The 13,895-nt window shown below is 50.6% G+C and carries 13 protein-coding genes; 7 read left to right on the plus strand and 6 right to left on the minus strand.

Translation table 11 applies throughout. The annotated features are described in order from the left end of the window. The first annotated feature begins 127 nt into the window (after nt 1-127). Nucleotides 128-421 (plus strand): hypothetical protein, encoded by a 294-nt coding sequence (locus AC1RKG_RS10900; protein ID WP_122079534.1) that lies wholly within the window; start codon nt 128-130, stop codon nt 419-421. A gap of 439 nt (nt 422-860) precedes the next feature. Continuing rightward, on the plus strand, nt 861-2,978 hold the full coding sequence (locus AC1RKG_RS10905) for a TonB-dependent siderophore receptor (protein ID WP_493182992.1): 2,118 nt from the start codon (nt 861-863) through the stop codon (nt 2,976-2,978). A gap of 55 nt (nt 2,979-3,033) precedes the next feature. Here AC1RKG_RS10905 and AC1RKG_RS10910 read toward each other — a convergent pair whose 3' ends face one another. After that, the gene (locus tag AC1RKG_RS10910) at nt 3,034-3,210 is read right to left on the minus strand and encodes a GhoT/OrtT family toxin (protein ID WP_020827221.1); all 177 of its coding nucleotides are present in this window, start codon (nt 3,208-3,210) and stop codon (nt 3,034-3,036) included. 223 nt (nt 3,211-3,433) lie between these two features. On the opposite strand from AC1RKG_RS10910, the gene AC1RKG_RS10915 reads away from it, so the two are divergent. The 3 genes from AC1RKG_RS10915 (at nt 3,434) to AC1RKG_RS10925 (ending at nt 5,320) form a co-directional block, all read left to right on the plus strand. After that, the gene (locus tag AC1RKG_RS10915; protein ID WP_020827220.1) at nt 3,434-3,592 is read left to right on the plus strand and encodes a YqaE/Pmp3 family membrane protein; all 159 of its coding nucleotides are present in this window, start codon (nt 3,434-3,436) and stop codon (nt 3,590-3,592) included. A 328-nt stretch (nt 3,593-3,920) separates the two neighbouring features. Continuing rightward, a complete protein-coding gene (locus AC1RKG_RS10920; protein WP_493182993.1) occupies nt 3,921-4,478 on the plus strand; it encodes a GNAT family N-acetyltransferase in 558 nt (185 codons plus the stop codon). A gap of 152 nt (nt 4,479-4,630) precedes the next feature. Then, nucleotides 4,631-5,320 carry an alpha/beta hydrolase gene (locus AC1RKG_RS10925; RefSeq protein ID WP_020827219.1) on the plus strand — a complete coding sequence of 230 codons (690 nt, stop codon included), beginning with the start codon at nt 4,631-4,633 and terminating at the stop codon, nt 5,318-5,320. Between the two features lie 99 nt (nt 5,321-5,419). On the opposite strand, the gene AC1RKG_RS10930 is transcribed toward AC1RKG_RS10925, so the two are convergent. After that, on the minus strand, nt 5,420-5,992 hold the full coding sequence (locus AC1RKG_RS10930) for a type 1 glutamine amidotransferase family protein (RefSeq protein WP_128864696.1): 573 nt from the start codon (nt 5,990-5,992) through the stop codon (nt 5,420-5,422). Between the two features lie 629 nt (nt 5,993-6,621). Between AC1RKG_RS10930 and AC1RKG_RS10935 the strand changes: the two genes are divergently transcribed. After that, the gene (locus tag AC1RKG_RS10935) at nt 6,622-7,101 is read left to right on the plus strand and encodes a GNAT family N-acetyltransferase (RefSeq protein WP_493182995.1); all 480 of its coding nucleotides are present in this window, start codon (nt 6,622-6,624) and stop codon (nt 7,099-7,101) included. A 30-nt stretch (nt 7,102-7,131) separates the two neighbouring features. Here the strand turns inward: AC1RKG_RS10935 and AC1RKG_RS10940 are convergent, their stop codons facing one another. Next, nucleotides 7,132-8,400: a YeaH/YhbH family protein gene (locus tag AC1RKG_RS10940; RefSeq protein ID WP_020827215.1), complete on the minus strand. Its 1,269-nt coding sequence runs from the start codon at nt 8,398-8,400 to the stop codon at nt 7,132-7,134. Nucleotides 8,401-8,586: 186 nt separating this feature from the next. Beyond that, on the minus strand, nt 8,587-10,521 hold the full coding sequence (yeaG, locus tag AC1RKG_RS10945; protein WP_020827214.1) for a protein kinase YeaG: 1,935 nt from the start codon (nt 10,519-10,521) through the stop codon (nt 8,587-8,589). Between the two features lie 430 nt (nt 10,522-10,951). Here yeaG and AC1RKG_RS10950 point away from each other — a divergent pair, with 430 nt between their 5' ends. Continuing rightward, the gene (locus tag AC1RKG_RS10950) at nt 10,952-11,716 is read left to right on the plus strand and encodes a MipA/OmpV family protein (protein ID WP_493182997.1); all 765 of its coding nucleotides are present in this window, start codon (nt 10,952-10,954) and stop codon (nt 11,714-11,716) included. Nucleotides 11,717-11,831: 115 nt separating this feature from the next. Here AC1RKG_RS10950 and AC1RKG_RS10955 read toward each other — a convergent pair whose 3' ends face one another. Together AC1RKG_RS10955 and gapA are read right to left on the minus strand one after the other, a co-directional pair. Continuing rightward, nucleotides 11,832-12,707: a D-hexose-6-phosphate mutarotase gene (locus AC1RKG_RS10955; protein WP_020827212.1), complete on the minus strand. Its 876-nt coding sequence runs from the start codon at nt 12,705-12,707 to the stop codon at nt 11,832-11,834. A gap of 80 nt (nt 12,708-12,787) precedes the next feature. Beyond that, the gene (gene gapA, locus AC1RKG_RS10960) at nt 12,788-13,783 is read right to left on the minus strand and encodes a glyceraldehyde-3-phosphate dehydrogenase (RefSeq protein WP_012145453.1); all 996 of its coding nucleotides are present in this window, start codon (nt 13,781-13,783) and stop codon (nt 12,788-12,790) included. Nucleotides 13,784-13,895 lie beyond the last annotated feature (112 nt).

Here is a 13,895-nt window from a genome sequence, read left to right on the forward strand (position 1 = left end):
AATGAAATTTAAACGCCAGACAGGCTTTATTTTACCTTAAAGTGGGAACTATTCGGCGTCTATCGGGTCTGTTCAAAACGTCATGCTCAAGCTTGCTGTAGCCGAATTATAATGGTAATTCATTGATATGAAAGAGTATAAAAACGAGCGCTTCGCTCTGTGCTTGCTGATAGCTACGCTGGGATTTTATTTTTTTCTGCCGCCGCTGTTGGTCGCTATATTTTGCCAATGGTTTAACCTAAATCCCTTCTTTATTATTCGGATTTGGCACATTAATCCCTTTTCCGCCGCACGGGGAATTCCACTCTACCAGACTTTTATATACATATTAACGCTGTGGGTAATGGCGAATGTTCTGCTTGGTGGTATTTTGCTGGTGGCTGGCCGTTTGCATGCCTGGTTCATTAAACGTTCTCGTTGAACGCCAATCGAGACGTAACGGCAGAAAGTTGTAGATAGAAATTCGTTCGTAAAGGATAATGATAGTCGTTATCATTATTGATTGCCAGTTGAGAGGTGAAGGGTTGTCTCCTTATGCGCTCCGCTCGTCTGGCCTGACAGGGTTCATATGACATCCCGTTTTCTTGCCAGCCTGGAGCTGGCTTTTTTTTTGTCTTTTTTTCATATGCATAAACGCTTTCTGGTTTATGTGCTTGCGGGCTGAACAGAACGCTTTGTTTGCTTATTAAAAGTTGCCTGATGCTTGAAATTTACTATCGATAAAGATAATAATTATCATTAATATTTCACTTTGTTTACATTCACCACACCGATTGAACATCTGAGCAAGTTGTCAGCCAGCGCTGCTGACAGGGGGGCTTTTGGGTGTCATTTAATGATTTTTACTGGGGATTACAGGTATGCCGATGATTTTTCCTGTCAAACGGTCACGGGTTTTGTGTGCGTTTGCGATGTTCCTGCCGCTGGTGTCTTTCGCTGAGGATACTCTGGTTGTTACTGCTAAACCCGCGGATACGGCGGAAGCAGCGACGCACGGCTATCAAGCCACGACCAGCCAGGGGGTGACCAAAACCGATAAACCCTTGATCCTGACTGCACAGTCCGTTTCGGTGGTGACGCGCCAACAAATGACCGACCAGAATACTCAAACGGTTAATGATGCCCTGAAATATACACCTGGTGTTTTCACTAACTTCGCCGGTGGTGCAACGCGCTATGACACCATTGCGTTACGTGGTTTTCACGGTGGCGACGTTAATAACACCTTCCTTGATGGTCTGCGGTTATTGAGTGACGGCGGCACCTATAATGCCTTGCAGGTTGACCCCTGGTTCCTGGAACGCATCGACGTTATCAAAGGGCCTTCATCGGTCATGTACGGGCAAAGCATTCCGGGCGGATTGGTCGCTTTGACCTCCAAGCGCCCCCAGTTTGCCACGGAAGGGCACGTTAACCTGATGGCAGGCAATAACAACACCCAGGGTGGCGCTTTCGATGTGACCGGCGCGCTGTCGGAACAGTGGGCTTATCGGTTGACCGGGATGACGCGCAGTAGCGAAACCATGTATGACCATCAACGTGAGGAACGCTATGCCATTTCACCGTCATTACTGTGGCAGCCGGATGAAAATACCTCGCTGCTGCTGAAAGCTTACCTGCAAAAAGATCCCTCAGGCGGTTATCACAGTGCGGTACCTGCAGATGGCAGCCTCTATTCCAGTTCCGGTGACAAGCTGGGGCGTGGCTTCTTTGATGGCGAGAGCAGCCGCAATGTGTTCAAACGTTGGGAACAGATTTACAGCTACGCTTTCTCGCACAGTTTTAACGACATTTGGTCATTCCGCCAGAACGCCAGCTACACCCACTCCAATGTTGAATTACAGCAGGTGTACCAGATTGGCTGGAATGACGATCACAGCCTATTGAATCGCTATTACAGCGGTTCAGCCACTTCGCTGGATGCCTTCGCCGTTGATAACCAACTGGAAGCCGATTTTGCTACCGGGCCGCTGGATCATAAGGTGATGCTGGGTTTGGATTACCAGCGCCTGCGTAATAATCTGTGGGATGAGTCTGCGGGAGCTTCGCAGCTTAATCCTTACACCGGCGTGTCCGGCGGTGACGCATTAACCAACCTGACACATACTGATTCCCGACGTCGTTATGAGCAGACCGGCGTTTATCTGCAGGATGAAATCAGCTTACAGAATTGGTATCTGAATCTGTCAGGGCGCTTCGACCGTATCGAATCTAAAAATACGGTGCTCAACACCGGCACCAGCGATGCCCGCACCGACGACAATTTTAGCGGCCGCGGCTCACTGTTGTACCGCTTTGATAACGGTTTCTCGCCTTACGTCAGTTATAGCACCGCAGTCACCCCGGAGGCATTGCCCGATCAAAACGGCCATATGCTGAAACCCAGCACCAGCGAGCAGTATGAGGTGGGCCTGAAGTACCAGCCACCAGGCAGTTCCTCGATATACAGCGTGGCGCTGTATGACCTGACGCAGAAAGACGTGGCTAACCGCGTGGTTCAGCAAAGCTATTACCTGCCGGCCGGCAAGGTGCATTCTCAGGGGATTGAGCTGGAGGCCCGAAGCAAGATCACCGAACGCTTCGATCTGATCGCAGGCTATACCTACAATAAAGTGAAATTCAAAGATGCCATTGATGGCAACGACGGCAACACACCGTATCTCGCACCGGACCAAATGGCTTCACTGTGGGGCAAATATGCCACCTCATACGGTGTGGATCTTGGTGCTGGGGCGCGTTACATCGGCAAGCAATGGGCCGATAACGAAAATACGTTGAGGATCCCTTCCGTTACGCTGTTGGATGCCTCGGTGCGGATGAATTTGGACAGGGTGAATCCGTCGTTGAAAGGTGCCTATGTGCAACTGAATGTGAATAACCTGACTGACAGGAAATATGTCGCGGCCTGCTATGGGACCGGCTATTGCTACTGGGGCGCAGAACGCTCCGTGGTGGCGACAGTTGGGTACGATTTTTGATGTAGTAGGCGGTGCTATCGCCCCGTCAGCGTTTGACGGGGTGGTTTCTGCAGCGTCAGAACAAGGAGAACATCAACACTACCGGTAGGCTCAGGGGCCAGGTTAAACCAATCGTTAAGGCACTGAGAAAACGAATTTTTATGGTATCCCGGCTGACCAGGTAGGTGAAAATCATAGAAACTACCAAGCCAATCAAATAAAAGTATTGTGTTGCAACCCACAGCGACGACATGAAACCTTACCCAGTTGTATTGTTAAGTTACAAATTTTAAGGGCTTAACCCCACATAATCAATGCTTATTAATTGTTTCTTCAATTTAGGCAGGTATCAACACAATTGCTGTGGCTATACGCATTTTTCATGCCACGTTGAAGACCGATTTGCTGGGTGAGATTTGAAAATGTTAAGCAGATATAATATGTTGGTGTCTTATGGAACAAAATGAGGCGCTATTATGAGTTTTTGGAGAATCGTATTTACCATCATCCTGCCACCGCTGGGCGTACTGCTGGATAAAGGTATAGGCGGCGCGTTTATCCTCAATATTATCCTCACCTTGTTTGGCTACTTCCCGGGGCTGATCCACGCATTCTGGATCCAGACGAAACAGTAGTCACCGTGATTGTAAAACCTGGACGGCTATAGTGTGGCTTTGATAACCCTGGCATCAGCGCATGCCGGGGTTTTTTTATTCTCGCACGGCGTTAATGAATATTGAGGCTATAAACGAATAACCACGAAAAAAGCGTCGCCAGCAGGCTTACGATAAAAAGAATGGAGATCATTTCCTTCACGTAAAAATTCCCTATTGATATTGTTGAAAATACTTCTCTTTGTTTTTTCATGGGATTTTAGATCGTAATAGGTATAAATCCTAGTTTTAATCTTGTCAGAGGCGTGTATGCCATCAAGGCTTTGGGCGCGCATAGGAGGTTTATTCCTTGGAAATTCCTGTTTTAGTCAGTCGGAGGCTGGTATTGCGCCCACTGACGCCTGGCGATGCCGAAGATATTCAGCTGTTGTTTCCACAGTGGGAAATTGTGCGTCATATGACAGATCAAATTCCTTGGCCATACCCTGAAGGCGCTGCGTTGGAGTTTATCAATAATATCGCGCTACCCGCGATGGAGGCGGGCACAGGTTGGTTTTGGTCTATCCGGCGACGAGAGGATGAGCAGCATTTGATTGGTGCAATTAACCTGAATTTGATTGGCAACAGTAATCGTGGATTTTGGCTATCACTGGCATGGCAACGTCAGGGATTGATGAGTGAAGCCAGCGAAACAGTGACTGATTACTGGTTCAATCAACTGGGGCAGCCGGTGCTACGGGTTTCCAAGGCAAAAGACAACCTGGCGTCTCGACGTATTTCCGAGCATAACGGCATGCGAGTGGTTGCGACCCAAGAAAGCGCTTATGTAGCAGGCCGCATAACTACGGAAATTTGGGAGATAACCCGGGCAGAATGGTTCGCCAGGAAGGATGTTGCAACAGATTAACTATTCGTAGCTATTGCTGGAAACTCTTGATGTGAACTATATACAAGGGGGTATATAAAGACGTTTGGGCTTGAGCCAGAGGGTGCTGGAAGTGAACAGTGCGGACGCTCAAGTTTGGTGTAGCGTCTCCACGCGAAAGAAGGAATCTTGTAATGAAGGCAAAACCTACCGTAGTCCTGGTCCACGGATTTTGGGGCGGTGCAGCGCACTGGAGCAAAGTCATTACCGAATTATCGCACAAGGGATATCACTCGATTCACGCGGTTGAAATGCCGCTGACATCGCTGGCAGACGATGCTGAACGCACCCGCAAGATGGTGGCGCAGCAGCAGGGACCGGTGCTGTTGGTCGGCCATTCTTATGGTGGCGCGGTGCTCAGTGAAATGGGCAATCAACCCAACGTGGTGGGATTGGTGTATATCGCCGCCTTCGCACCGGACGCCGGCGAAAGCCCCGGAGGCATTACCCAGCAACATCCGCCAATTGCGGCGGCGAACCTGGCGCCGGACAGCGACGGCTATTTATGGATTAAGACAGACAAGTTCCACGAAAGCTTCTGTCAGGATCTGCCTGCTGATGAGGCATTGGTGATGGCAGTAACGCAAAAGGCGCCGTTGGCCAGCACCTTCGGCAATACGATCGCTGAGCCGGCGTGGAAACACAAACCTTCCTGGTACCAAATCTCCAGCAATGACCGGATGATAGCCCCCGAAAACCAGCAGCGAATGTCTGCGCGTTTGAAGGCCAAAAAGGTGATTACGCTGGACGCCAGCCATGCTTCTCTTGCTTCGCATCCGAAAGAAATCGCCGCTTTGATAGATGAAGCTGCCAACGGCTTATAAGGCATTTCTATTAGATGGAGCCCCGTCCAACTTGCGGGGCTTTTTTATGCTGAAAAGTGGGGGCGGGGGCCGTGTTTGACTCGGCTGAAACCAACGGGACTAAATTGGTTTGCTGTGTTCAGCGGCGTGCATGGCCAGGTAGGTTTTAAGGTTGTTATCGCTAACCCCTAACATATCCAGGATCTCCGCCATAAAACTGACCGGTGCGCTACCGGGGGCGGTTACCACGCGCTGGTCGGCTACGGCATAGGGCACATCCTGATAATATTCAGCTCCGCCGTAGTTAAGCTGCGATAAATTCTCAGCGGAATTGGAGGTGTGGCGAAGATGATCAAGTATGCCCGCCTGTGCCAAAACGCGGGTTCCATCGCAAATGGCGGCGACGACGATGTTTTTGCTGTGGGCCTCCGCTACCATCCCAGCGATATCTGGGGCCTGATCGGTTCGCCATACCGTGCCTCCGCATAAGATCAACAGATCTGTCTCGCTCAGTTGGATAGCCTCGAGCGCCATATTGGGGGTCACATGCATGCCGCCGGAGGAAATGACAGGGGCGCCATTGGGGGAGGCAAAACGAGTATCGAAACCGTAATAGCCGCGGCAAGTAGAGTTGATCAGGGCAGTTTCCCAATCAGAGAAATTATCGGTAAGAATGGTCACAATGCGCGTCATTGGCGGCGATTTCCCTCTGTGTTGAACAAGGGCAAGAGGTGTCTCCTGCAGGAAGGCAAAGTGTAATGGCTGCCGCTGTCAATTTCTGGCAGTAGGGATATCGGTGCTTCATATCGTTGAGCGGTTCTGTACGGGATAAAAAAATCCCGCGCAGCGGCGGGATCAAGGGATGATAGCGACAAACTGGATGTTGTTCTGGTTATGTGATGGTGTGTGTCTCCAGATGGCGACAGTAGCGCACCTGAATTTCAGCGACAAGCAGAAAATCTGTAATGATGCAGGTATCAGAATATCCTCAGAAAAAACGCTGGGTATCGGTTCGATGATAAAGCCTGCCGGGTGGTGGGGATAGGGCGTGAGTGAGGCTTTGGCTAATAGGGGATTGTTGAACCACTTCCTTGTGTGAGGGCGTCCTAACGTCGTTTCCGCTTGGCGTTGAAAGTACTTATTCGTCTTTGTCGCAAATACATGACAAAGGAAAATACGACAACTGCGATCAAAACGACGATGATTGCGAAGGGAAGTAATTCCATAGCATTCACCTGAGATGGCAATTTGGCTATTCATTAAATAGGAATATTCCTAATTAGCGCAATGGGTAAAAACGTAATTAGGAATTACCTCAGCGGATGATGCTCACTAAGCACAAAAATAACGGGGAGCCGAAATTGATTTTTCGCCTGGCAACAGTAACGGATGCTAACCTATTGATTGACATTGATACCTTGGCATCACAGGACCCACGTCGCTATGCTCAGATCGGCGAGTGGTGCGAGGCTGGTGTCTGCCACGTAGCCGAAATGGAGGGCATGGTCGTGGCTTACGGCGTATTGCACTATCACTTTTACGACAGTGGATTTATAGAAATTCTTATGGTTGGCAACCTGATGAGGCGTAAAGAGGTGGGGTTAAAATTTATCGAATATTTTAAATCGATCTGCATGCGTCCAAAACTTTTTACCTCAACCAATAGCTCGAATTTACCGATGATAAAGCTACTGTCGAAGGCCGGATTTATTGAGAGTGGCCGTATTGATAACCTTGATGAGCAGGATCCTGAAGTGGTTTTCTTTTTACCGGTTAAAAAAACAGCCGGAAAACAGAGTTAACCGGCTGATTTAAAATGAATTTATGTGTAATTACACGGTCTGCTTGTGGAAAAGTTCGCGGAATACCGGGTAAATATCGTCCGGTTCGCGGATATGCTGCATGGCAAAGTTTTCGAATTTTGCCTGCAGGTCCTCGTATTCGCGCCACAGCGTTTGGTGGGCGCGGCGGGTGATTTCAATGTAGCTGTAGTAGCGAACCATCGGCAGCAGCTTTTTCGCCAGCAGTTCGTGGCACAGCGGCGAGTCATCGGCCCAGTTGTCGCCATCCGACGCCTGCGCGGCGTAGATGTTCCATTGCGCCGGATCGTAACGTTCCTCAACCACTTCATTCATCAGTTTTAGCGCGCTGGACACAATGGTGCCGCCAGTCTCCTGCGAGTAGAAGAACTCCTGCTCATCCACTTCCTTCGCTTGGGTATGGTGGCGTATATACACCACCTCGACGTTTTTATAGGTTCGGCTCAGGAACAGATAGAGCAGAATATAGAAACGCTTGGCCATGTCCTTGGTGGCCTGGTCCATGGAGCCGGAAACGTCCATCAGGCAGAACATTACCGCCTGGCTGGAAGGTTCCGGTCGGCGCTCATAGTTCTTATAGCGTAAATCAAAGGTGTCGATAAATGGCACGCTTTCGATTTTCTTTCTCAGTTCGGCAATTTCCTTGCGCAGTCGTTCCTCTTCCAGCAGTTGCACCGGCTCTGTGTTTTCCATCTGGGTGAGTTCGTCTTCCAACTCATGCAACGCGCGGCGTTTTCCTGCGGTCATGGCAGTGCGGCGCGCCAGCGAGTTTTGCAACGAACGCACCACGCTGATATTGGCCGGCACGCCGTTGGCGGTGTAACCGGCCCGATGGGTTTTGTACTCGGTGAGCTGCTTATACTGATTCTTTTTCAGGTTCGGCAGCGCCAGATCTTCAAACAGCAGGTCGAGATACTCGTCCTTGGATATCTGGAAAACAAACTCGTCTTCGCCTTCACCATCCTGGCTGGCATTGCCCTGACCGCCGCCGCCACCGCCGCCACCCTGAGGGCGTTCGACGCGGTCATTTTGCACAAAGTGGTCATTGCCCGGATGAACGCGGTGGCGTGTGCCACCGCGACCCTGATGAAACATAGGTTCGTTGATATCGCCAGCGGGGATCGAGACGGACTCCCCACTGTCTACGTCGGTGACCGAACGCTTGTTGATGGCTTCGGCAATCGACTGTTTGATTTGCGACTTGTAGCGGCGCAAGAAGCGTTGGCGGTTAACCATGCTCTTGTTTTTGCCGTTAAGCCGTCGGTCAATGAAATAGGCCATACTTCCCCCAAACGACGTTGCCAACTTTCTATACTCGTTATACTTGCCGTTGCCTTGTTGGTTGCGGTCACTTACCCGAATCACTTACCAGAGTAAGCTCATCGGGATAAGCGCTCTTACCGCCTTGATGCAACGCCAATTATTTTGGGTATACGCCATCTCCATGACGCTAATTCTCATTAGACGTTACGAAGACTTTCTGACCCGCAGATACCATTCACACAGCAGACGAACCTGTTTGCGGGTGTAGCCTTTCTCCATCATACGGTCGACGAAGTCGTCGTGTTTTTTCTGCTCATCCGTTGAGGTTTTTGCGTTAAAGGAAATCACCGGCAGTAACTCTTCGGTGTTCGAGAACATTTTCTTCTCGATCACGGTACGCAGCTTCTCATAGCTGGTCCAGTTAGGGTTACGGCCACTATTGTTAGCACGGGCGCGCAGCACGAAGTTGACTATTTCGTTGCGGAAATCTTTCGGGTTGCTGATGCCGGCCGGTTTCTCGATTTTCTCCAGTTCAGCGTTCAGGGACTCGCGATCGAACAGCTGGCCGGTGTCCGGATCACGGTACTCTTGATCCTGGATCCAGAAGTCTGCATAGGTCACGTAGCGGTCAAAAATGTTCTGACCGTATTCCGAGTAAGATTCCAGATAGGCCGTCTGGATCTCTTTGCCGATAAATTCGGCGTATTTCGGGATCAGATAACCTTTCAGGTGCTCCAGGTATTTCTCTGCCAGATCTTGCGGGAATTGCTCACGTTCGATCTGCTGTTCCAACACATAGAACAGGTGAACCGGGTTAGCGGCGACCTCTGCGTGATCAAAGTTGAACACCCGCGACAGAATTTTAAATGCGAAGCGGGTGGACAGGCCGTTCATGCCTTCATCGACCCCGGCGTAGTCGCGGTATTCCTGGTACGACTTGGCTTTCGGATCGGTATCCTTCAGGCTTTCGCCGTCATAGACGCGCATCTTCGAGTAGATGCTGGAGTTTTCCGGTTCTTTCATGCGTGAGAGCACGGTAAAGCGCGCCAAGGTTTCCAGCGTGCCAGGGGCGCACGGCGCATGGGTCAGTTCGCTGTGATCCAGGAGTTTGTCGTAGATTTTGATCTCTTCCGAAACTCGCAGGCAGTAAGGCACCTTGACGATGTAAACGCGGTCGAGGAAGGCCTCGTTGTTTTTGTTGTTACGGAAGGTCACCCATTCGGATTCGTTGGAGTGCGCCAGAATAATGCCGCTGAACGGCAGGGCAGAGATCCCTTCGGTACCGTTGTAGTTACCTTCCTGGGTGGCGGTCAGCAGAGGATGCAGCACCTTGATCGGCGCTTTGAACATCTCCACGAACTCCATAATCCCCTGGTTGGCACGGCACAGGGCGCCGGAATAACCATAGGCATCCGGATCGTTTTGTGCGTGGTTTTCCAGCTTGCGAATATCGACCTTGCCGACCAGCGCGGAGATATCCTGGTTGTTCTCGTCACCCGGTTCCGTTTTGGCGATGGCGATCTGTTCCAGGATGGACGGACGCACCTTGACCACTTTGAATTTGGTGATGTCGCCGCCAAATTCATGCAGGCGTTTTGCCGCCCAAGGGGACATGATGGTGCCGAGGTAACGATTCGGAATGTTATATTCTTTTTCCAGAATAGTGGCATCTTCCTGCGGATTGAACAGGCACAGCGGGTGGTCGTTTACCGGGCTGCGTTCGCCGTTGGCGCTCAGGGTATAAATGGGCACGCGTTGCATCAGCGCTTTCAGGCGTTCTGCCAGCGATGATTTACCGCCGCCGACGGGGCCCAACAGATAAAGAATTTGTTTCTTCTCTTCGAGGCCCTGAGCGGCATGTTTCAGGTAAGAGACTATCTGTTCGATAGCTTCTTCCATACCGTAGAACTCTTCGAATGCCGGATAGCGTGCGATCACGCGGTTGGAGAACAGGCGAGACATACGCGACTCAAGCGCGGTATCCACCATAACTGGTTCACCGATAGCCATGAGTAGACGTTCTGCCGCATTGGCATATGCACTGCGATCTTGCCGGCAGATGGTAAGAAATTCCTGCAGTGTGAACTCTTCGTCCTTGGCAGCTTCGTAGCGCTGGCGATAGTGGTCAAATATGTTCATGGCGATGCCCGTCCTTTCGTTATTAGCACAGGTTAAAGGGAGCTGATGATTGTGTTTTGGCCCCCGAAAGAAGAAGTTATCCTTGAGTACAGCAACCCGTATGCCAACTTGGTGCGCTTATTATCGCGAGTTGCGCTGTATTGCCACTGGGCTCAGGATTCATTCACCTTCTGATTTAAGCTTAGTTTGCATACCAGAAAATTTCCTGCGTGGTAAAAAGCTTTTTTTAAGTCATATCAATGACTCAGTTATGACAGGGATAGCCAAATGCCTTGTCTGGCGCGGCCTGCGGCAAAAAACGTCACTGTTCCGCCATGATTAATTCATATTTCTATTCTAAGTTATTCGATCTTGGTTGTTTTCTATTGTAAAGATTAGGCGCGTAACGACAATTTCACATAAACTAAGCCAGCTATTAACTCTGTTATTTATGGAAAAAGAACCAGTGAAGATTTTTCAACTCAAAACGCTAGCAATTATCGCTTCCGCAATGGTTTGTGCGCAAAGTGCTCAGGCTGGGACCTGGTCACTCGGTGCTTCCGCGCTGGTTAGCCCGGATCCGTATCGTGGCTATCAGGACCGCGTGTATCCGGTACCCGTCATCAACTATGAAGGGGATGACTTCTACTTCCGTACCCTGACCGCCGGTTATTACCTGTGGAAAGATCAGGAAAACCAACTGAGTCTGATGGGTTACTACTCGCCGTTGGGCTACCGTCCGGGCGACAGTGACGACGATCGCATGAAGAAGTTGGACAAGCGTCGCGGCACGTTGATGGCCGGTCTGGCTTATACGCATAATGCTGATTGGGGCACCCTGCGTACCACTTTTACCGGTGATACCCTGGATTACAGCAACGGCATGATTGGTGACTTCGCCTATCTGTACAAGTTTGAGCTGGACGCCTTCACCTTGGTGCCGGGTGTGGGTGTGACGTGGAGCAGCAAAAACCAGAACAAATACTACTACGGCGTTAGCGATAACGAATCTCGCCGCAGCGGTCTGGACAGCTACACGCCAAGCGACAGCTGGGCACCTTACGTTGAGCTGAGCGCCAACTACAAGATCAACAAAGACTGGAATGCCTTCTTTATGGGGCGTTACATCAAACTGTCTGATGAAGTGAAAGACAGCCCGATGGTGGATAAATCTTACACCGGGGTGTTAATGACGGGTGTGAGCTACAGCTTCTAAAAAGCGAATGCACAAAAAAAGTGCAATGTAGGCATCATAAAGGGGCGCTGGCGCCCCTTTTGCACATCTGTAGTGCAATGATGCAGGGCGGCAGTTTTCACCGCCCCTGCTGCGATCACGCGTTCTTGCGGGTGCGGAAGGTCACTGCCAGCCGTGCCGGTTGTTCCCCTGCTGCGATCAGCGGTTTGCTGACGCGGCCGGTTTCCACGCAAACCATGGTTTTATACCCGTCGTTAGGCATGTCCGCCATGCTGCAAGAAAGCTCTACGCCAGGGTTCCAGGCAATCACATCGCTCATGTGATGGTGATGAACCTCAATGGTGCGTTGGAGCGCCGCATCTTTGATCAGGCTAAAGGCCTCCGGCTGGGTATAAACCCGATCGGTCTGGCCGACGAAGGTCACGTCACCGGTCTGTTTGGCTTCGGCGCCCCCAGCGACTTTATCGATATAAGGCACGCCGAGGCCGGCTACCTTAACCTGTTCAATGTCCCCGATCTGGAAGTAGCTATGCAGCGCCGCAGTGGCCTGATAATCACCGTGGGACTCCAGCTCTATCTCACACTCTTCGCCTAGCTTGAAGCGGGCAATCAGCGTAAAGGCGTGTGGCCACAGGCTACGGGTTTGCTCATTGTCTTTCAGCGTGAAGGTCAGAATGACGCCGTTATCATCTTCATCATGCGCCGTCAGACTCCAGGGCTGATTGCGGGCGAAACCGTGTGAAGGTTTTGCCACCGGACCAAACCAGGGCCAGCAAATGGGGACGCCGCCGCGGATAGCATTGCCTTTTTTAAATGGCGTGTTGTTACTCAGCCAAATGACCGGCTTTTCACCGCTGGGTTGCCAGGCCAACAGATGCGCGCCTTGCAGCGTGATAGCCGCACGCACTTTCGGGTGGGAAACCACCACCACGGGCAGTTCGTCGAGTTGCCGTTGGCTGATATAAGGAGAAATTTGCTGAGTAACGGGTAGGGTGAAAATTTTTTCGTTCATCGGTTGGCCTTTTGTTCGCCGTAGAAACAAAAAAAGGGCGACAAAAATGTCGCCCTCATCATCAGCTTGGCATCAATCCATTATTTGGAGATGTGAGCGATCAGATCCAGAACCTTGTTGGAGTAACCAGTTTCGTTATCGTACCAAGAAACCAGTTTCACGAAGGTGTCGCTCAGAGCGATACCGGCTTTGGCATCGAATACGGAAGTCAGAGTTTCGCCGTTGAAATCGGTAGAAACCACTTCGTCTTCGGTGTAGCCCAGCACGCCTTTCAGCTCGCCTTCAGATGCAGCTTTGATAGCAGCACAGATTTCTTTGTAAGAAGCAGGTTTAGCCAGACGAGCAGTCAGGTCAACCACAGAAACGTTCGGGGTAGGAACGCGGAACGCCATACCGGTCAGTTTGCCGTTCAGTTCTGGGATAACTTTACCTACTGCTTTAGCAGCACCGGTAGAAGAAGGGATGATGTTTTGAGATGCGCCGCGGCCGCCGCGCCAGTCTTTGTGAGACGGGCCATCAACGGTTTTCTGAGTTGCGGTAGTTGCATGCACGGTGGTCATCAGCGCTTCAACGATGCCGAACTTGTCGTTGATAACTTTAGCCAGTGGTGCCAGGCAGTTGGTGGTACAAGAAGCGTTAGAAACGATTTCCTGACCAGCGTAAGATTTGTGGTTCACACCCATAACGAACATTGGGGTGTCGTCTTTGGATGGGCCAGTCAGAACAACTTTCTTAGCGCCTGCAGCGATGTGTTTACGTGCAGTTTCGTCAGTCAGGAACAGACCAGTTGCTTCTGCAACGACGTCAACATTGACTTCGTTCCACTTCAGGTTAGCCGGATCTCTTTCTGAGGTACAACGGATGGTTTTGCCGTTAACAACCAGGTGGCCGTCTTTAACTTCTACAGTGCCGTTGAAGCGGCCGTGAGTAGAGTCATATTTCAGCATGTAAGCCATGTACTCTGCGTCTAACAGGTCGTTGATTGCAACGATTTCGATGTCAGAACGTTCTTGAGCAGCACGAAAAACAATGCGACCGATACGGCCAAAACCGTTGATACCTACTTTGATAGTCATATATTCCACCAGCTATTTGTTAGTGAATAAAAGGTTGCCTGTAAAATTACAAAAACCTTACCAAGCGTCAAGCGGAATCGTGTCAATACTTGCTGCAAATCAAACCTCGCAG

The organism is Serratia sp. GW822-FHT06D09, from assembly GCF_058799515.1.